Annotated in this window: 18 protein-coding genes; 7 read left to right on the forward strand and 11 right to left on the reverse strand. The window is 70.5% G+C overall.

Annotation, left to right across the window (positions count from 1 at the left end):
* Positions 1–63: 63 nt before the first annotated feature.
* A complete protein-coding gene (locus IH68_RS0107610) occupies positions 64–1,272 on the forward strand; it encodes a nucleotide sugar dehydrogenase (RefSeq protein ID WP_030930333.1) in 1,209 nt (402 codons plus the stop codon).
* Between the two features lie 125 nt (positions 1,273–1,397).
* A complete protein-coding gene (locus IH68_RS0107615) occupies positions 1,398–1,943 on the forward strand; it encodes a hypothetical protein (RefSeq protein ID WP_030930336.1) in 546 nt (181 codons plus the stop codon).
* Positions 1,944–2,531: 588 nt separating this feature from the next.
* Here IH68_RS0107615 and IH68_RS0107620 read toward each other — a convergent pair.
* From IH68_RS0107620 to IH68_RS0107635, 4 genes are all read right to left on the reverse strand, one after another.
* Positions 2,532–3,656: a GuaB3 family IMP dehydrogenase-related protein gene (locus IH68_RS0107620; protein WP_030930340.1), complete on the reverse strand. Its 1,125-nt coding sequence runs from the start codon at positions 3,654–3,656 to the stop codon at positions 2,532–2,534.
* 118 nt (positions 3,657–3,774) lie between these two features.
* Positions 3,775–5,277, reverse strand: a complete 1,503-nt coding sequence (gene guaB, locus IH68_RS0107625; protein WP_030930343.1) for an IMP dehydrogenase — start codon at positions 5,275–5,277, stop codon at positions 3,775–3,777.
* A gap of 154 nt (positions 5,278–5,431) precedes the next feature.
* Entirely contained in the window at positions 5,432–6,019 is a 588-nt protein-coding gene (locus tag IH68_RS0107630; protein ID WP_030930346.1) for a sigma-70 family RNA polymerase sigma factor, read from the reverse strand.
* A gap of 458 nt (positions 6,020–6,477) precedes the next feature.
* Complete coding sequence (locus tag IH68_RS0107635) at positions 6,478–7,089, reverse strand: response regulator transcription factor (RefSeq protein ID WP_003948568.1); 612 nt, start codon at positions 7,087–7,089, stop codon at positions 6,478–6,480.
* A gap of 381 nt (positions 7,090–7,470) precedes the next feature.
* Between IH68_RS0107635 and IH68_RS0107640 the strand changes: the two genes are divergently transcribed.
* Entirely contained in the window at positions 7,471–7,797 is a 327-nt protein-coding gene (locus tag IH68_RS0107640; RefSeq protein ID WP_030930349.1) for a WhiB family transcriptional regulator, read from the forward strand.
* Between the two features lie 54 nt (positions 7,798–7,851).
* Here the strand turns inward: IH68_RS0107640 and IH68_RS0107645 are convergent, their stop codons facing one another.
* Positions 7,852–8,751: a LysR family transcriptional regulator gene (locus IH68_RS0107645; RefSeq protein WP_030930351.1), complete on the reverse strand. Its 900-nt coding sequence runs from the start codon at positions 8,749–8,751 to the stop codon at positions 7,852–7,854.
* Positions 8,752–8,831: 80 nt separating this feature from the next.
* Here IH68_RS0107645 and IH68_RS0107650 point away from each other — a divergent pair, with 80 nt between their 5' ends.
* The 3 genes from IH68_RS0107650 (at position 8,832) to IH68_RS0107660 (ending at position 11,162) form a co-directional block, all read left to right on the forward strand.
* Complete coding sequence (locus tag IH68_RS0107650; protein WP_030930353.1) at positions 8,832–9,500, forward strand: MOSC domain-containing protein; 669 nt, start codon at positions 8,832–8,834, stop codon at positions 9,498–9,500.
* A 96-nt stretch (positions 9,501–9,596) separates the two neighbouring features.
* A complete protein-coding gene (locus IH68_RS0107655; protein ID WP_030930355.1) occupies positions 9,597–10,370 on the forward strand; it encodes an SDR family NAD(P)-dependent oxidoreductase in 774 nt (257 codons plus the stop codon).
* 84 nt (positions 10,371–10,454) lie between these two features.
* Complete coding sequence (locus IH68_RS0107660; protein WP_030930358.1) at positions 10,455–11,162, forward strand: ester cyclase; 708 nt, start codon at positions 10,455–10,457, stop codon at positions 11,160–11,162.
* A 63-nt stretch (positions 11,163–11,225) separates the two neighbouring features.
* Here the strand turns inward: IH68_RS0107660 and groL are convergent, their stop codons facing one another.
* From groL to IH68_RS0107680, 4 genes are all read right to left on the reverse strand, one after another.
* Complete coding sequence (gene groL, locus IH68_RS0107665; RefSeq protein WP_030930361.1) at positions 11,226–12,851, reverse strand: chaperonin GroEL; 1,626 nt, start codon at positions 12,849–12,851, stop codon at positions 11,226–11,228.
* Positions 12,852–12,972: 121 nt separating this feature from the next.
* Positions 12,973–13,281: a co-chaperone GroES gene (gene groES, locus IH68_RS0107670; protein ID WP_003998759.1), complete on the reverse strand. Its 309-nt coding sequence runs from the start codon at positions 13,279–13,281 to the stop codon at positions 12,973–12,975.
* Positions 13,282–13,587: 306 nt separating this feature from the next.
* The gene (locus IH68_RS0107675) at positions 13,588–14,403 is read right to left on the reverse strand and encodes a polysaccharide deacetylase family protein (protein ID WP_030930364.1); all 816 of its coding nucleotides are present in this window, start codon (positions 14,401–14,403) and stop codon (positions 13,588–13,590) included.
* Positions 14,400–15,332, reverse strand: a complete 933-nt coding sequence (locus IH68_RS0107680) for a polysaccharide deacetylase family protein (RefSeq protein ID WP_030930367.1) — start codon at positions 15,330–15,332, stop codon at positions 14,400–14,402. Before IH68_RS0107680 ends, IH68_RS0107675 begins: the two co-directional genes overlap by 4 nt.
* An 89-nt stretch (positions 15,333–15,421) precedes the next feature.
* Here IH68_RS0107680 and IH68_RS0107685 point away from each other — a divergent pair, with 89 nt between their 5' ends.
* Positions 15,422–16,585 carry a THUMP-like domain-containing protein gene (locus IH68_RS0107685; protein WP_030930370.1) on the forward strand — a complete coding sequence of 388 codons (1,164 nt, stop codon included), beginning with the start codon at positions 15,422–15,424 and terminating at the stop codon, positions 16,583–16,585.
* On the opposite strand, the gene IH68_RS0107690 is transcribed toward IH68_RS0107685, so the two are convergent.
* Both IH68_RS0107690 and IH68_RS0107695 read right to left on the reverse strand, forming a co-directional pair.
* The gene (locus IH68_RS0107690) at positions 16,586–17,845 is read right to left on the reverse strand and encodes an RNA polymerase sigma factor (protein ID WP_030930373.1); all 1,260 of its coding nucleotides are present in this window, start codon (positions 17,843–17,845) and stop codon (positions 16,586–16,588) included.
* A 47-nt stretch (positions 17,846–17,892) separates the two neighbouring features.
* A complete protein-coding gene (locus IH68_RS0107695; RefSeq protein WP_030930375.1) occupies positions 17,893–18,249 on the reverse strand; it encodes a YciI family protein in 357 nt (118 codons plus the stop codon).
* Positions 18,250–18,360: the final 111 nt, after the last annotated feature.

An 18,360-nucleotide genomic window follows, 5' to 3' on the forward strand; every position in this document is an offset into this window, starting at 1 on the left:
CTGTCCTGTCCACAGGACTTGCGCACCTGCCCCGCTTCGGTTACTGGGAGGACGGCCCACGCCATGCCCGCAGATCTCGCCGTCATCGGACTCGGCCCGTTCGGCCTGCCCCTGGCCCAGGCAGCCGTCGCGGCCGGCATCCCCACACTCGGCTATCGAACCGGGCCCGAGCAGGGCTCCCTCAGCCCCGCCGAACTGCGCCGGATGCTCTCGGGGGGCTTCCGGCACGCCACCAGCCCGGCCGAGCTCGGCCGCGTCCGCACCGCGGTCATCTGCACGCCGACCCCGCGCGGCGCCGACGGCAAACTCGACCTCGGCCAGGTCGAGGCGGCCGCCCGCGCCCTGGCCGAGCGGCTGCGCCCGCACACCACGGTCATCCTGGAGTCGCCCGTCCCCCCGGGCACCACCGAGGAGTTCCTGTGCCCCCTCCTGGAGGAGGGCTCCGGGCTGCAGGCGGGCCGCGACTTCCACCTCGCCTACTCCCCCAGCCGGGTCGACCCCGGCAACCGCGCCTTCACCCCGGCCAACATCCCCAAGGTGATCGGCGGCCTCACCTCCGCCTGCACCGAGTCCGCCGCCGCGTTCTACGGCCGCCTCACCGACAAGGTGGTACGCGCGCGTGGACTGCGCGAGGCGGAGACCGTGCAGCTGCTGGAGACCAACTTCCGGCACGTCAACATCGCACTCGTCAACGAGATGGCCGTCCTCTGCAACCACCTCGGCGTCGACGTCTGGGACGTCATCCGCTGCGCGGAGACCAAGCCGTTCGGCTTCGAGGCCTTCCGCCCCGGCCCCGGCGTCGGCGGCCACGCCGTCCCCCAGGACCTGACCGGCCACCCGGGCCGCACCCTGCGCATGGTCGAACTGGCCCAGCAGGTCAACAGCCAGATGCCCCGTTACGTCGTCCAGCGCGCCGCGGCCCTCCTCAACGAGCACGGCAAATCGGCGCGCGGTGCCCGCGTGCTGCTCCTCGGCGTCACCTACAAGCCGGATCTCGCCGACCAACAGGGCACCACCGCCCCGGAGATCGCCGTCCGCCTCATGGAACTGGGCGCCTCGATCAGCTACCACGACCCGCACGTCCCGTCCTGGAGCGTCCAGGACCGCCCGGTCCCGCGCGCGGACGCCCTCTACGAGGCCGCGGCCGAGGCCGATCTGACGATCCTGCTCCAGCAGCACCGGACGTACGACCTCCAAGGCCTGTCGGTGAAGGCGCAGTTGCTGCTGGACACGCGCGGAGCCGTTCCGACGGGGGCCGCCCACCGTCTCTGACCGCATATTTCGCTGGTCACCCTGTCGCCCCCACCTGTTACCCTCCCTCCACCAGTCGCACACTCGTGCGCACACTTTCTCCGCTTCACCATCCGCTCGTTCCATCCCGTGGGGGGATCTCTGTCATGAGCCAGTCAGCTCCAACGCCACCGCAGCAGCCGCAGCCCCAGCCGGCCGACGCCGGCCCGGACGCCCAGCAGCCGGGCGCCGTACCGCCGCCAGCGGCGCCGGGGGTTCCGTACGTGCCTGCTCCCGCTGCTGCTCCGGTGAGGAACAACATCGGCCTCGGCCTGGCGGCGGCCTTCGCGGCCGCCGTGGTCGCAGCCGGTGTCTACGGTGGCGTCATCGGCCTGACCAAGCGCGAGATCGGCTGGGCGGCGGTCGGCGTCGGCTTCCTGATCGGTCTGGCCGCGGGCCGTCTCGGCGGGCGCAACCCGGTCCTGCCGGTCGCGAGCGCCGTCCTGTCCCTGGGCGCCGTCTACCTCGGCCAGCTGGTGGGCGAGGCCATGCTCATCGCGGACCAGGTGAAGGTCGGCTTCAACGAGGTCTTCTTCCAGCACCTCAGCGTGGTCCAGGAGGCCTGGAAGGCGGACGCCGACCCGCTGACGTTCGTGTTCTTCGCGATCGCCGCGTATGTGGCGTTCACGGGGGCCAAGAAGGCGGCGGTCTGACGCTGCCGGCGCGCGGCGGAGGGGCGGCGCTTCGGTGGTGAAGGGGGGCGCGCGGGTGCGTCGGGCTCCGGGGCTGGTGGCATGGGGGGCGCGGCGCGGGTACCTTACGGAGACAGGTGGGGTCGGCCGCAGCGAGCACTGCGGCAGGCTCCTGGATGGTTCACGGAGTGTCCGCCCCTAGTTTGCGTGGGGGCGGCCGCTCACCATCCGAAAATCCGCAAGATCCACCTCCTCCGGCACTTCACCATCCACAGACGGATCCGGTCCCAGCGAGTGGGCTTGCGGTGACGTCCTGGGCGCCCCCTTCCACGAGGCCGCCCAGTGCCCGGTGGACGGTCCGTTGGAAATCGGGCCGGGCCCCGAGGAGCGGGGTCCGGAACCAAATCCTTGGAAGGGGGCGCTCCAGCAACCTGGGGCGCCGACACGGACGTTATCGCCCTCGGCCCGGCTGACCAGCCCGTATCCGCCCCGAACGCAACCGCACGCCCCCGCACCACCCCACGCGCCCCGCGCCCCGCGCAAGCCCAGGGCACACAGAAGGGGGCCGGTCACCTCACCAGGTGACCGGCCCCCTTCGCGCCGTAACCCCTACCGCTTGTGCTGCGAGTCCGCCACCGTCACCTCGACCCGCTGGAACTCCTTCAGCTCGCTGTACCCGGTCGTGGCCATCGCCCGCCGCAGCGCGCCGAAGAGGTTCATGGAGCCGTCGGGAGTGTGCGACGGACCCGTCAGCACCTCCTCGATGGTGCCGACCGTGCCCAGGTCGACCTTCTTGCCGCGCGGGAGCTCCTCGTTGACGGCCTCCATGCCCCAGTGGTGGCCCTTGCCCGGCGCGTCCGTCGCGCGCGCGAGCGGCGAGCCCATCATCACCGCGTCCGCACCACAGGCGATCGCCTTCGGAAGGTCGCCGGACCAGCCCACGCCACCGTCCGCGATCACGTGCACGTACCGGCCGCCGGACTCGTCCATGTAGTCACGACGGGCCGCCGCCACATCCGCGACCGCGGTCGCCATCGGCACCTGGATGCCCAGCACGTTGCGCGTGGTGTGCGCGGCACCGCCGCCGAAGCCGACGAGCACGCCCGCCGCGCCCGTGCGCATCAGGTGCAGGGCCGCCGTGTACGTGGCGCAGCCGCCGACGATCACCGGGACGTCGAGCTCGTAGATGAACTGCTTCAGGTTCAGCGGCTCGTGCGAGCCGGAGACGTGCTCCGCGGAGACCGTCGTACCGCGGATGACGAAGATGTCCACGCCCGCGTCCACCACGGCCTTCGAGAACTGCGCCGTGCGCTGCGGGGAGAGCGCGGCGGCGGTGACCACGCCGGAGTCGCGCACCTCCTTCAGGCGCGCGCCGATCAGCTCCTCCTTGATGGGGGCGGCGTAGATCTCCTGGAGGCGGCGCGTGGCCCGGTCCGCGTCGAGGCCGACGATCTCGTCGAGCAGCGGCTGCGGGTCCTCGTACCTCGTCCACAGGCCCTCGAGGTTCAGCACCCCGAGACCGCCGAGCTCGCCGATGCGGATCGCGGTGGCCGGGGAGACCACGGAGTCCATGGGGGCGGCCAGGAACGGCAGCTCGAAGCGGTAGGCGTCGATCTGCCAGGCGATCGAGACCTCCTTCGGGTCCCGCGTACGGCGGCTGGGGACGACGGCGATGTCGTCGAAGGCGTACGCCCGGCGGCCGCGCTTGCCGCGCCCGATCTCGATCTCAGTCACGTCTGTGGCCTTTCCCTGATGCGTTTCAGCGTCTCCCAGTATCGCCGACGGGTACGACAAGGGCGGCCCCGGTGCTTCCGGGACCGCCCTTGAAGGAACCTGCCGACTACTTGTGCGACTACTTGCGGCTGTAGTTCGGCGCCTCGACCGTCATCTGGATGTCGTGCGGGTGGCTCTCCTTGAGGCCCGCGGAGGTGATCCGCACGAAGCGGCCCTTGGACTCCATCTCGTCGATGGTGGCCGCGCCCACGTAGCCCATGGTCTGGCGGAGACCGCCGACGAGCTGGTGCAGAACGCTGGACAGCGGGCCGCGGTAGGGCACCTGGCCCTCGATGCCCTCGGGCACGAGCTTGTCGTCGGCGGAGACCTCGGCCTGGAAGTAGCGGTCCTTCGAGTACGACTTGCCCTGGCCGCGGGACTGCATGGCACCGAGCGAGCCCATGCCGCGGTACGACTTGAACTGCTTGCCGTTGATGAACTGCAGCTCGCCGGGCGACTCCTCGCAGCCGGCCAGGAGGCTGCCGAGCATCACGGTGTCGGCACCGGCGGCCAGAGCCTTGCCGATGTCGCCGGAGTACTGCAGGCCGCCGTCACCGATCAGCGGGATGCCGGCCGGGCGGGCGGCCAGGGAGGCCTCGTAGATCGCGGTGACCTGCGGGACGCCGATGCCTGCGACGACACGGGTCGTACAGATGGAACCGGGGCCCACGCCGACCTTGATGCCGTCGACACCGGCGTCGATGAGGGCCTGGGCGCCGTCGCGCGTGGCGACGTTGCCGCCGATCACGTCGACCGAGACGCTCGACTTGATCTTCGACATCCAGCTGAGGGCGTTGCTGTTGTGGCCGTGCGAGGTGTCGACGACCAGGAAGTCCACACCGGCCGCGGCGAGCGCCTGGGCGCGCTCCAGGGCCTCCGGGCTGGCGCCGACGGCGGCACCGACCAGCAGCCGGCCCTCGGCGTCCTTGGCGGCGTTCGGGTACTTCTCGGCCTTGACGAAGTCCTTGACCGTGATGAGGCCCTTGAGGATGCCGGCCTCGTCGACCAGCGGAAGCTTCTCGATCTTGTGGCGGCGCAGCAGCTCCATGGCGTCCACACCGGAGATGCCGACCTTGCCGGTGACCAGCGGCATCGGCGTCATGACCTCGCGCACCTGGCGGCTGCGGTCGGACTCGAAGGCCATGTCACGGTTGGTGACGATGCCGAGCAGCTTGCCGGCCGGGTCGGTGACGGGGACACCGCTGATGCGGAACTTGGCGCACAGGGCGTCCGCGTCCGCGAGCGTCGCCTCCGGGTGCACCGTGATGGGGTCGGTGACCATGCCGGACTCGGACCGCTTGACCAGGTCGACCTGGTTGACCTGGTCCTCCACGGACAGGTTGCGGTGCAGCACGCCGACGCCGCCGAGGCGGGCCATCGCGATCGCCATGCGGGACTCGGTCACCTTGTCCATCGCCGCGGAGAGCAGCGGGATGTTGACCCGGACGTTGCGGGAGATGCGGGACGAGGTGTCGACCGCGTTGGGGAGCACCTCGGATGCGCCCGGCAGCAGCAGCACGTCGTCGTAGGTCAGCCCGAGTGTCGCGAATTTACCGGGCACTCCGTCGACGTTTGCAGTCATGACACCTTCCCCAAATGGCCTTGATCGGTGCGGATGTCCATGCTAACGGGAAGCACGGCTCTCGAATTCCACGGTTCCGCGTGACCCTGGGCTTCGTATGTTCGTACGGAATTGTCGAGAGACCTGTTCAAGGAAGGCGCTTACGGCATTGGGGTTACTGCTCCGCGAGCGCCCTGAGCCGGCTCAGTGCCCGGTGCTGCGCGACCCGCACCGCTCCGGGTGACATTCCCAACATCTGTCCGGTCTCCTCGGCCGTGAGACCCACCGCGATCCGCAGCAGGAGCAGCTCGCGCTGGTTCTCCGGCAGGTTGGCCAGCAGTTTCTTGGCCCATTCGGCGTCGCTGCTGAGCAGCGCCCGCTCCTCCGGGCCGAGCGAGTCGTCCGGCCGCTCCGGCATCTCGTCGGACGGGACCGCCGTCGACCCGGGGTGCCGCATCGCCGCCCGCTGCAGGTCCGCGACCTTGTGCGCGGCGATGGCGAAGACGAACGCCTCGAAGGGGCGGCCGGTGTCCTTGTAGCGCGGCAGTGCGAGGAGGACGGCGACGCACACCTCCTGCGCGAGGTCCTCCACGAAGTGCCGGGCATCACCCGGCAGCCGGGACAGACGGGTGCGGCAGTAGCGCAGCGCCAGGGGGTGGACATGGGCCAGCAGGTCGTGTGTGGCCTGCTCGTCCCCGTCCACGGCGCGGTGGACGAGTGCACCGATCGCCCCTGCGGCACTCGCCGCCTCGTCGTCGCGCATCGGTCCATGGTGCCTTGCGGCCGCGCGGGCCGTGGCACCGTGTCCGATGTTGTGCACCGAAGCGTTATGAGCAGGTGCGCCGGAACTCATCCCTTGCGCCCTCCCCTTCCGCTCGACCGACTCGTCCCCGAGAGACTCCACACCTCAAGGATGCGGCATCCGCGCCGAAACGAGCATCGGGCACCCGGCGGGCCCTTTTGACATGCGGCTCCGAAGGGGTGCAGGTGCGTCCTCGCGCCCGCCGCGGCAGCGGTCGGCAGGGCAGACCGTGCGCGCTCTCGGCATGCGGGACGAAGGGCCCTCGCAGCAGAGCTGCCAGGGCCTTTGGCCGGTGCGGCGAAGAGGGAGCCTGCCGGACGGCGCGGGGGCGTGCCTGAACTTCCTCGGGGTTGCCCGGCCCCACCCACCTTGCGGTGGGCGGGGATTCCTGAACCCCCGCTGGAACACACCCGACTGGCCTAGCGAACCAGGCCCCAGCGGAAACCGAGCGCCACTGCGTGTGCCCGGTCCGAGGCGCCGAGCTTCTTGAAGAGCCGCCGGGCGTGCGTCTTGACGGTGTCCTCGGAGAGGAACAGCTCGCGGCCGATCTCCGCGTTGGAGCGGCCGTGGCTCATGCCCTCCAGGACCTGGATCTCGCGCGCGGTGAGCGTGGGCGCGGCGCCCATCTCGGCGGAGCGCAGCCGGCGCGGGGCCAGCCGCCAGGTCGGGTCGGCGAGCGCCTGGGTGACGGTCGCGCGCAACTCCGCGCGCGAGGCGTCCTTGTGCAGATAGCCGCGGGCACCGGCGGCGACCGCGAGGGCCACGCCGTCCAGGTCCTCGGCAACCGTGAGCATGATGATGCGCGCGCCGGGGTCTGCGGACAGCAGCCGGCGCACGGTCTCGACGCCGCCCAGTCCGGGCATGCGTACGTCCATCAGAATCAGGTCCGAACGGTCGGCGCCCCAGCGGCGGAGGACTTCCTCGCCGTTGGCCGCGGTCGTCACGCGCTCGACGCCGGGCACGGTCGCGACCGCGCGGCGGAGCGCCTCTCGGGCAAGCGGGGAGTCGTCGCAGACGAGGACGGATGTCATGGCCGTCCTCCGCAGCTGATGCACGTCACCTTGAGCCTCCAGGCTGGTACGAAATCGTCACCTGTGCGGTCGACCGTCTCGGACGCCTGCCCGAGCACTTGTTGCTTCAACCGCCTCCGCACTCTCAACGATGGTCACTCGAAAGAGTTACGGGGCCGTGTGCCATCTTCGGCACTCTACGTGAGGGCACGGACACGGTGCAGAGATGCAGGGCGGACCCTCAACGTTTCATCACAACCCATGCCCCATTTAGCCCTTTTTCTTCCCATCTACTCGCGTTTGAGGCTAGATTCGCAATGAGTCATATTTTCATTTCCTTAGATCGTAGATATACGGTCGTGGGCACCGTATCCGCTCAGAACGGCTACAAGGGGTCACGCAATGGCAGATTTCTCCCGCCTTCCCGGACCGAACGCGGACCTGTGGGACTGGCAGCTCCTGGCCGCCTGCCGCGGGGTGGACAGCTCGCTCTTCTTTCATCCCGAGGGTGAGCGCGGTGCGGCCCGGAGCGCTCGCGAGAACTCGGCCAAGGAGGTCTGTATGAGGTGCCCGGTGCGCGCGCAGTGCGCGGCGCACGCGCTGGCGGTGAGAGAGCCGTACGGCGTGTGGGGCGGCCTGACCGAGGACGAGCGCGAGGAACTCATGGGACGGGCACGGAACCGGCTGGTGGCCGCGGCGACCGGCGTGGACGGCGGCTCGAACACTTGAAGGAACGTTTCTTCGTCTCCATGTGATGGGCACGCGTGCGCGTGCCCATCACTTTTACTGGCGGGCGGCTGCGCGCCCGAGTTGCTCCAGGGTCGCCGCGACCGCGGGCACCTGGGCCAGATCGGGCAGTGTCAGCGCCACGATCTCCCGCCGCACCGCCGGCTCCAGCGTCAGCACGCGCGCGTGCCGCGGCCGTACCGACTCGATGGCGAGCTGCGGCAGCACGGCGACGCCGAGGCCCGCGCCGACCAGGCCGACGACGGCCGGATAGTCATCGGTGGCGAAGTCGATGCGCGGCGTGAACCCCGCGCTCTCGCACACCTCGACCAACTGCCCGCGGCAGCGCGGGCATCCGGCGATCCACGGCTCGTGCGCGAGGTCCCCGATGGCCACGGCCGAGGCCTGCGCGAGCCGGTGCCGCTCGGGCACGAGCCCGACGAGCCGGTCGCTCAGCAGCGGTCGTACGACGAGGTCGTCCCACTCCTCCGCGCCCGCCGCACCTTCGTAGCGGAAGGCCAGCGCCACGTCGCAGTCCCCCTCGCGCAGCAGCTCGACGGAGGCGGGCGGTTCGGCCTCCTCCAGAGAGACCCGGGTGCCGGGGTGCGCGGCGCGCAGGGCCGCGAGGGCGGTGGGAACGAGTGTCGAGCTGCCGCTCGGGAACGAGACGAGCCGTACGCGTCCGGCGCGCAGCCCGGCGATGGCGGCGACCTCCTCCTCCGCCGCCGTGAGCCCGGCCAGGATCCCCGAGGCATGCCGCACCAGCGCCTCACCGGCCTGGGTCAGCCGCATCTCGCGCCCGCCGCGGATGAGCAGCGGCGTGCCGACCGACGCCTCCAGGGCCTTCATCTGCTGGCTGACGGCGGGCTGCGTACAGCCCAGTTCGCGCCCCGCGGCCGAGAAGGAGCCGGTGGAGGCGACGGCGCGCAGAACGCGCAGATGGCGGGCTTCGATCACCGTTCGAGAATAAGTGATCCTTTGGCCGGGCGCCTGATAATGCGTCGACACTTTGAGCCGACGTCACCTACCGTTCGAGCATGAAGCTACTGTCAGTGAACCTCGGCCGTCCGAAGCCCGTGCCGTACACGGGCCAGCCGGACGGGGTGACCGGCATCGACAAGCAGCCTGTGGACGGGCCGGTGCGGGTGTCGGCGCCCGGCCCCAAGGGGGTCGGCGCGAGCGGGCTGGCCGGGGACGCGGTGTGCGAACTGCGCCACCACGGGGGTGACGACCAGGCGGTGTACGCGGTCGCGCGCGAGGATCTCGACGACTGGGAGCGCGAGTTGGGGCGCCCGCTGCCGAGCGGCTCGTTCGGCGAGAACCTCACCACCGAGGGCCTCGACATATCCGGCGCACTGATCGGCGAGCGCTGGCGGATCGGACCCGAGGTCGTCCTGGAGGTCACCTCCGGCCGGATCCCCTGCCTCACCTTCCAGGGCCACCTGGGTGAGAAGGGGTGGGTGAAGCGGTTCACGCAGAAGGGTGCTCCGGGCGCGTACCTGCGGGTGATCGAGCCCGGCGAGATCCGCTCCGGCGACCCGGTCGAGATCGTGCACCTGCCGGACCACGACGTGACGGTGGCGCTGCAGTTCCGGGCGGTCACGACGGAGCGGAAACTGCTGCCGCGACTGCTTGCGGCGGGTGACGCACTGCATCCGGACGGCCGGGAGGCGGCACGTCTGTACCTGCAGAAGCACAGTTCCTGACGAACCGTCAGGTACGCGCTCTTCTCGGATGCTTCACCAGCGTCGGGCCCTGTGCAGAGATCGGATTCCCACAGTCCGGGTCACTACCCTTGGGCCATGACAACGGCTCTGATTACGGGATCGACCGCGGGCATCGGCGCCGCGTTCGCGCGGCGGCTGTCGGCCGACGGGCACAACCTGGTGCTCGTCGCCCGCGACACCAAGCGGTTGCAGGAACAGGCGACCGAACTGCACGACCGGCACGGCATCGAGGCGGAGGTGCTCACCGCGGACCTCGCCACGGACGACGGCATCGAAGCCGTGGCCGCGCGCCTGGCCGACCGCAAGAACCCCGTCGACCTGCTGATCAACAACGCCGGCTTCGGCAACAAGGGCCGCTTCCTCGACGTGGCGATGGCCGACGAGCTGACGATGCTCAAGGTGCACTGCGAGGCGGTGCTGCGTCTCACGGCGGCGGCGACCGAGGGGATGCGCGAGCGCGGCCGCGGCGGGGTCGTCAACGTCGCGTCCGTGGCCGCCTTCGTACCGCGCGGCACCTACGGCGCCTCCAAGGCATGGGTCGTGCAGTTCACGCAGGGGGCTGCGAAGGACCTTGCGGGCAGCGGGGTGCGGCTGATGGCGCTGTGCCCGGGGTTCGTGCGGACCGAGTTCCATGAGCGGGCCGGGATGGGCACGGACAACATCCCCGGGTGGATGTGGCTCGATGCCGACAAGCTGGTGTCGGCGGCGCTGTCCGATCTGGCGCGGGGGAAGTCCCTGTCCGTTCCGGACGCCCGGTACAAGGCGCTCATGGGGATCGTGAAGGTGACGCCCCGGGGGCTGCTGGGCGGGGTCACCTCGCGGACCGGGCGGAAGTACGGGCCGCAGTAGCCTCCCGGCGCTCGGGGGGCGCCGCGGAGCCCCGGTGGGAGAATGGTGCTGTTCAACCGGACCCCGGGGACCGGAGGCAAGACCATGACCTTCGTTCAGATCATCGACTGCAGGACCAGCCGGTTCGACGACATCAACCGGCTGATGGACACGTGGGTCGAACAGACCAAGGGGAAGCGGACGGCGACGCATGCGGTGGTCGGCAAGGACCACTCGGATGCCTCGCACTTCATCGAGATCGTGGAGTTCCCGTCGTACGAGGAGGCGATGCGGAACTCCAACCTGCCCGAGACCGACAAGATCTTCCGCGAGATGGTGGCTCTCTGTGACGAGATGCCGACCTTCACCGACCTGGACGTCGTGCGCGACGAACAGCTGTACGCGGCGAACGTGCGGCGGTTCTTCGAGACCATCGCCACCAAGGGCGAGCTGCCGCCGCTCGACGACCTCATCGCCGAGAACTACCACGACCACGATCCCGCCAACGAGCAGGACACCATGGGCATGGACGCCTTGCGGCGTGAGATCGGCATGTGGCGCAGCGGGTTCGACTTCACCTTCGACGTCGAGGACCAGATCTCGCAGGGTGACCGTGTGAGCACCCGGTGGACCTGGCGCGGTACCCAGACCGGTGAGTTCATGGGGCTCCCGGCCACCGGGAAGAACGTCGTCATGACCGGCACGACTGCCTTCCGGTGCAATGAGGAAGGGAAGATCGTCGAGGGCTGGTGGCAGTACGACCGGCTGGGGCTGATGGCGCAACTGGGCGCGCTGGAGGGGATGGAGCAGTAGGAGGACGGCGAAAGGCCCGGCACCCCAGGGGTGCCGGGCCTTCGCAGTGACTACTGACCGATGTCAGTGGGCGTGGCCGTGGCCGTGGCCCGCGGCGGCCGGCTCTTCCTCTTCCTTCTTCTCGACGACCAGGGTCTCGGTCGTGAGCAGGAGGGAGGCGATGGAGGCGGCGTTCTCCAGGGCGGAGCGGGTGACCTTGACCGGGTCGATGACGCCGGCCTTGACCAGGTCGCCGTACTCGCCGGTGGCGGCGTTGAAGCCCTGGCCCTTCTCGAGCTCGGCGACCTTGGAGGTGATGACGTAGCCCTCGAGGCCGGCGTTCTCGGCGATCCAGCGCAGCGGCTCGACGACCGCGCGGCGCACGACGGCGACACCGGTGGCCTCGTCGCCGGTCTTGCCGAGGGAGCCCTCGAGCACCTTGGCGGCGTGGACCAGCGCGGAGCCACCACCGGAGACGATGCCCTCCTCGACCGCGGCGCGGGTCGCGGAGATGGCGTCCTCCAGACGGTGCTTCTTCTCCTTCAGCTCCACCTCGGTGGCGGCGCCGACCTTGATCACGCACACGCCGCCGGCCAGCTTCGCGAGGCGCTCCTGGAGCTTCTCGCGGTCCCAGTCGGAGTCCGTGTTCTCGATCTCGGCCTTGATCTGGGCGACGCGGCCCGTGACGTCCTCGGAGTTGCCGGCGCCGTCGACGACCGTGGTGTCGTCCTTGGTGACGGTGACGCGGCGGGCGGAGCCCAGCACGTCCAGGCCGACCTGGTCGAGCTTGAGGCCGACCTCCTCGGAGATGACGGTGGCGCCGGTGAGGATCGCCAGGTCCTGCAGCATCGCCTTGCGGCGGTCGCCGAAGCCGGGGGCCTTCACCGCGACGGCGTTGAAGGTGCCGCGGATCTTGTTGACGACCAGGGTGGACAGGGCCTCGCCCTCGACGTCCTCGGCGATGATCAGCAGCGGCTTGGAGGAGTTGGTCTGGATGACCTTCTCCAGCAGCGGCAGCAGGTCGGCGATCGAGGCGATCTTGCCCTGGTTGATCAGGATGTACGGGTCGTCGAGGACGGCCTCCATACGCTCCTGGTCCGTCACGAAGTACGGGGACAGGTAGCCCTTGTCGAAGGCCATGCCCTCGGTGAAGTCCAGCTCCAGACCGAAGGTGTTGGACTCCTCGACGGTGATGACACCGTCCTTGCCGACCTTGTCCATCGCCTCGGCGATGAGCTCGCCGACCTGCTGGTCCTGCGCGGAGAGCGCGGCCACGGCGGCGATGTCGGACTTCTCGTCGATCGGGCGGGCCGTCGCGAGGAGGTCCTCGGAGATGGCGGCCACCGCCGCGTCGATGCCCTTCTTCAGGGCGGCCGGGGAGGCACCGGCGGCGACGTTCTTCAGGCCCTCGCGCACCAGCGCCTGGGCGAGCACGGTGGCGGTGGTGGTGCCGTCACCCGCGATGTCGTTGGTCTTGGTCGCCACCTCCTTCACCAGCTGCGCGCCGAGGTTCTCGTACGGGTCCTCGACCTCGACCTCACGGGCGATGGTGACGCCGTCGTTGGTGATGGTGGGCGCGCCGAACTTCTTGTCGATGACGACGTTGCGGCCCTTGGGGCCGATCGTCACCTTGACCGTGTCGGCCAGCTTGTTGACGCCGCGCTCGAGGGCGCGACGGGCGTCCTCGTCGAACTTCAGGATCTTCGCCATGACAGCGGGAGCCCTCTCGGATGTCTGTGGGTGTAAACGGCACTGCGCCCCGGGCGCCCGGCTTGTTAATGGTCGCGGGGGCCAGGGGCGCAGCTCAAAGCAGTCTGTGCTTCGAAGCGAATTACTTCTCGATGATCGCGAGCACGTCGCGAGCCGAGAGGACGAGGTACTCCTCGCCGTTGTACTTCACCTCGGTGCCGCCGTACTTGCTGTACAGCACGATGTCGCCGGTCTTGACGTCGAGCGGCAGGCGCTCGCCGTTCTCGAAGCGGCCCGGGCCCACGGCCAGGACGACGCCCTCCTGGGGCTTCTCCTTGGCGGTGTCCGGGATGACCAGGCCAGAGGCGGTGGTCTGCTCGGCGTCGAGCGGCTGGACCACGATGCGGTCCTCGAGCGGCTTGATGGCAACCTTGGAGCTGGTGGTCGTCACGATCCGACCTCCCCCTTCGGAGATCTCACGGGGTTAACTGTCTGAGGTGGCGACCAGGTGGATCCGTCGTCGCGGGTGCCGGACCTGCCCGTCGCTGTGTTGGCACTCTCCAGTGGTGAGTGCCAGAGCCGAGACTATGACCGGGATTAGCACTCGGTCAAGCGGAGTGCCAATTGCCTGCGGCGCGGCGCGGGGTTTCGGGTGAACCGGGGGTTCGGTGGCCGTCCCTGGGGGCTGCCGCCCCCAGGCCCCCGCTTTCGGCCTGAACGGCCTCGTCCTCAAACGCCGGACGGGCTGGTAACTGCGTCAGACGTAGTCCTCCAGACGGCCCACCGTCAGGTCGTCCGCCTGCACCCGTCTCAGCAACCGCACCGTGCGCTCCCGGAGGGGCAGGCCCGAGCTCTCGTCCGGGTCGAGCGCCACGATGTCGCCGGGGTGCAGGCGGTGGGCGCCGCGCAGGTACGTCAGCTCGCCGCCTCCCGTCATCGACGCGCGCCACAGGACGAGGGCCGAGATGCCGCAGGCGGCGGCCGCCCGGCGGGTGGTGTTGTCGTAGGTGCCGTAGGGCGGGCGGAAGAGGCGGGGGCGGCTGCCGAAGCGGGATCGGAGTCTGTCCTGCTGGCCGCAGATCTCGGCGCGCTGGCCGGCGTAGGGCAGGCCGCGCAGGGCGGGGTGGTCGAGGGTGTGGTTCTGGATGCTCGCGCCGGCCGACCGGAGGCGGGCGAAGTGGCCGTACCCCGGTCCGGCCATGCTGTCCGTGAGGAACATGCTGACCGGCAGCCGCAGTTCACGGACCAGGTCCACGAAGCGTGGGTCCTTTTCGGCGCCGTCGTCGTAGGTCAGGAAGACGACCCTGTCGTGGGTACGGATGCGGGACACGACCGGGGGGAGGGCCGAACCCGCCGTACGGGCCCGCGTTGCCCGCCGCGGCTTCGGGGCGGGCAGCAGCGGGGCCGTGAGGCCCCAGCGGCGGTACGGCCGCTGGGGTGTTCCGGCGGGGCCGTGCGGCCGCACGCGCTGGGCCGCCTTCTCGCCCAGCCGTTCGATGGGGTCGACGGACTGGGCGCAGCCGGTGAGGAGCGCGCACGCCAGGACGCCGGCCGCCAGGCCCCTCGGGCTCACAGGTAGTCCTCCAGGCGGGCCACCGCGTATCCCTCGGCCGTGACCCTGTTCAGGAAGCGGCGCATGTCGTCGACCATCGTGCCGTTCCACTCGTCACGGCCGCGGAAGTGGGTGAGCACGATGTCGCCGGGGTGCAGGTCCCGGTCGTCCTCGCGGTACTCCCAGTGGTCGACGAAGACCTCTTCGTCCCAGATGGGCGCGTACTTGATGCCACAGGACTTGGCGGCGCGCAGGGTGTCCTGGTTGTAGTTGCCGAAGGGCGGGCGGAACAGGGTCGGGCGCTCACCGAACTGCTTCCTCATGATCGCCTGCATGCCGCAGATCTCGTGCTTCTGCTCCCGGTACGACAGCCCCGGGAGGTAGGGGTGCGTGAGGGTGTGGTTGTTGAGGGTCACGCCCTCGGACTGCATCCGGCGGAAGTAGGCGTAGTCGTCCTTGACCAGGAAGTTGCTGAGGAAGGCGGAGTACGGGATCTTCAGATCGCTCATCATCCGCAGGAACGCCGGGTCCTTCTCGGCACCGTCGTCGATGGTCAGGAAGACCACCTTCTGCTTGGTGGGGACGGTCGTGAAGACGGGAGGAAGGTTCAGCTCCTCCTGGTCGTCCACTTCGAAGCCCCTGCGGGCCCTGATCTTCGGTTTCTTCGCGGGCGGCGGCGGAGCCGTCAGGGGGACCTTCGCCAGGTCCCAGTGGCGTGCCGCAGCGGCGCGGGCGATGTACGCGCTGCGCAGCTTCGTGGCGTACGAGTCCAGGGCGCGGGCCGGGGGCGCCTGCAGGGGCTGCTCCTGGCCGGGGGCCGGGCGCACCGGCGGGCCGCCGAACTGTGCACAGCCCGAGGCGATGGCCGCGACGGCGAGCACGGCGATTCCACCGCGGAGCCATGTCACCCCATAAGCGCGATTTTTATCGTTTTGTACTACTGCTCGCATGGTGCCGGATCATCGCAGGCCACCGCCCGGATCCCGGCCCGCCACGCGGCCGGAGGCGCGCCGTCCACCGACTGGCCCACAATGGGCCGGTGAACGACCTCGCTGACCTGCTCACCCCCGAAGGCCGCACCCTCCTCGACGAGGTGCGCGGCACGGCCCCGGCCGACGAGCTCGCCGTCGCCACCCGGCTGCGCCGCGAACACCCCGCCGAGCTGGTGTCGGCGGCGCTCGGGCAGGCGCGGCTGCGGCAGCGGGCGGCGGCCAAGTTCGGCGCCGAGGACGCGGAGCGGATGTTCTTCACACCGAACGGGGTGGAGCAGTCGACGCGGGCGAGCGTCGCCACGTACCGGGCCGAGCGGCTGAAGGCGCTGGGTGTCACCTCACTTGCCGACCTGTGCTGCGGGATCGGCGGCGATGCCATCGCGCTCGCCCGGGCCGGGATCCGGGTGCTGGCCGTGGACCGGGATCCGGCGACGGCGGCCGTGGCGCGGGCGAACGCCGATGCGCTCGGGCTCACCGGGCTGATCGAGGTGCGGGAGGCGGACGTCACGGAGGTGGACACGTCCGGCTACGACGCCGTGTTCGTCGATCCGGCCCGGCGGGGCGGGCGCGGCCGCATCTTCGACCCGGAGGCCTACTCGCCACCCCTGTCGTGGGCGGTCGGGGCCGCCCGCAAGGCGTCCCGTGCCGCCGCGCTGAAGGTCGCGCCCGGCGTTCCGCACGAGGCCGTGCCCGCCGACGCCGAGGCCGAGTGGATCTCCGACGCCGGGGATGTGAAAGAGGCCGTGCTGTGGTTCGGGACGGAGCCGGGGGCGGTCCGGGCGACGCTGCTGCCGGGGCCGCGCACGCTGCTCGGGAAGGGGCTGCCGGACCCCCAGGTCCGGCCCGTCGGACGGTACTTGTACGAGCCCGACGGCGCCGTGATCCGTGCCCATCTGGTCGCCGAGGTCGCCGAGCAGCTGGACGGCGGGCTGGTCGACCCCACCATCGCCTACATCACCGCGGACGAACGGCACGTCACCCCGTATGCCGCCGCGTACGAGATCACCGATCAACTCCCCTTCAGCGTCAAGAAGTTGAAGGCTCTGCTGCGGGAGCGCGGGGTCGGGACGCTGACCGTGAAGAAGCGGGGGTCGGCGGTGGAGCCGGAGGAGTTGCGGAAGAAGGTGAAACCGCAGGGGCCGGGCTCGGCCACCGTGTTCCTGACCCGTGTGGCGGGGGCGCCGACCATGCTCCTCGGGCACCCCGCCTGATCAGGACGGACCGGCCGCACGGCGCAGCAGCAGCTCTCGCTCCCGTTCGTTGCGCGCGAGCCCTGCCGCCCGTACGAACTCCTCGCGCGCCTCGGCCGTACGCCCGAGCCGTGCCAGCAGGTCGCCGCGCACGCTGGGCAGCAGGTGGTAGTCGCGCAGGGTGGGTTCGGCGGCGAGGGCGTCGACGATCGCCAGCCCCTGCGCCGGCCCCTCGGCCATGGAAACGGCGACGGCGCGGTTGAGTTCGACGACCGGGGACGGGGCGCGGGCGGCGAGCAGGCCGTAGAGCGTCGCGATGCTCGTCCAGTCGGTCTCCTCGTAGGTGTACGCGTGCGCGTGGCAGGCGGCGATGGCCGCCTGGAGGGCGTACGGGCCGGGGGCGCCGGTGGAGGCTGCGTCGGCGCGGTGGAGGGCTGTGATGCCGCGGGCGATGAGCATGCGGTTCCAGCGGCGGCGGTTCTGGTCCTTGAGGAGGACGGGTTCGCCGTCCGGGCCGGTGCGGGCGGCTGCGCGGGAGGCCTGGAACTCCAGGAGGGAGGTGAGGGCGTGCACCTCGGGCTCCTTGGGCATCAGCCCGGACAGCACACGGGCCAGGCGCAGCGCGTCCTCGCAGAGGGCGGGGCGCAGCCAGTCGTCGCCGGCCGTGGCGGCGTAACCCTCGTTGAAGATCAGGTAGATGACGTCCAGGACGGAGCCGAGCCGGGCCTCACGTTCGGGGCCGTAGGGCACCTCGAAGGCGATGTTCCTGGTGGCGAGGGTCTTCTTGGCGCGGACGATGCGCTGGGCGACCGTGGGTTCCGGGGTGAGGAACGCGCGGGCGATCTCGGCCGTCGTCAGACCGCCGAGGAGGCGGAGGGTGAGGGCGATGCGGGCCTCGGCGGACAGGACCGGGTGGCAGGCGGTGAAGACCAGGCGCAGCAGGTCGTCGTCGATGTCGTCGGAGTCGGCGGGCTCCTCGGGCGGGGCGGTGGTTTCGAGGCTGCGGCCGATCTCCTGGAGCTTGCGGGCGTAGTTCTCCCGGCGCCGGATCAGGTCCACGGCGCGGCGGCGGGCAGTGGCCATGAGCCAGGCGCCCGGGTTGTCGGGCACGCCGTCGCGCGGCCACTGCTCCAGGGCGGCTACCAGGGCGTCCTGGGCGAGTTCCTCGGCGATGCCGACGTCACGGACGAGGCGGGCGACGGCGGCGATGATGCGCGGGGACTCGAGACGGAAGACGGTCTCGATGGCGTGGCGGGGGTCGGCGGGGGGCTGTGGGCTCACAGCCCCCCATTCGACACCCGCACCGGCGTACGGCCAAGGAAGGGCGCTCAGCCCTCCGCGATCTCCCGCACCTCGCAGGTGACCGTCCAGTACTCCTCGTGGACCTTCACGAACCGCTTGGTCCACTCCACGGCCTCGTCCATGTCCTTGCACTGGGTGATGGCGTAACCGCCGATGACCTCCTTGGACTCCGTGAACGGCCCGTCCGTGACGGTGAGGTCCCCGCCCTCCCAGCGCACCCGCTTGCCCTGGGTCTGCGGGGTCAGCCCGGCCGTGTCGAGCATGACTCCGGCCTTGGTGATCTCCTCGATCAGCTCGCCCATACGCTCCATCAGCTCGGGGCTGGGGCCCTCCGGGGGTGCGGTGGTCTCGTCGACGCGGACGATCGACAGGTAGCGCGGCATGGTGACTCCTCGGTCGCTACGGGGCCGGTCCTTTCCGGCCTCTCACCGGTGCGTCGATCGGGAGAGGCCGGGATCGACAGACCCCGCGGATTTCTTCGGAGTTTTTTTCCG

Origin of the sequence: Streptomyces sp. NRRL S-646 (assembly GCF_000720765.1) — a bacterium.
Classification (GTDB): Bacteria; Actinomycetota; Actinomycetes; order Streptomycetales; family Streptomycetaceae; genus Streptomyces.

Coding starts and splice junctions, on each gene's coding strand:
- IH68_RS0107640 (WP_030930349.1), top strand. CDS start 7,471: ATGGCAGATTTCTCCCGCCTTCCCGGACCGAACGCGGACCTGTGGGAC.
- IH68_RS0107695 (WP_030930375.1), bottom strand. CDS start 18,249: ATGCCGCGCTACCTGTCGATCGTCCGCGTCGACGAGACCACCGCACCC.
- groL (WP_030930361.1), bottom strand. CDS start 12,851: ATGGCGAAGATCCTGAAGTTCGACGAGGACGCCCGTCGCGCCCTCGAG.
- IH68_RS0107655 (WP_030930355.1), top strand. CDS start 9,597: ATGACAACGGCTCTGATTACGGGATCGACCGCGGGCATCGGCGCCGCG.
- IH68_RS0107610 (WP_030930333.1), top strand. CDS start 64: ATGCCCGCAGATCTCGCCGTCATCGGACTCGGCCCGTTCGGCCTGCCC.
- IH68_RS0107615 (WP_030930336.1), top strand. CDS start 1,398: ATGAGCCAGTCAGCTCCAACGCCACCGCAGCAGCCGCAGCCCCAGCCG.
- IH68_RS0107650 (WP_030930353.1), top strand. CDS start 8,832: ATGAAGCTACTGTCAGTGAACCTCGGCCGTCCGAAGCCCGTGCCGTAC.
- IH68_RS0107660 (WP_030930358.1), top strand. CDS start 10,455: ATGACCTTCGTTCAGATCATCGACTGCAGGACCAGCCGGTTCGACGAC.
- guaB (WP_030930343.1), bottom strand. CDS start 5,277: ATGACTGCAAACGTCGACGGAGTGCCCGGTAAATTCGCGACACTCGGG.
- IH68_RS0107630 (WP_030930346.1), bottom strand. CDS start 6,019: ATGCGCGACGACGAGGCGGCGAGTGCCGCAGGGGCGATCGGTGCACTC.
- IH68_RS0107680 (WP_030930367.1), bottom strand. CDS start 15,332: ATGCGAGCAGTAGTACAAAACGATAAAAATCGCGCTTATGGGGTGACA.
- IH68_RS0107635 (WP_003948568.1), bottom strand. CDS start 7,089: ATGACATCCGTCCTCGTCTGCGACGACTCCCCGCTTGCCCGAGAGGCG.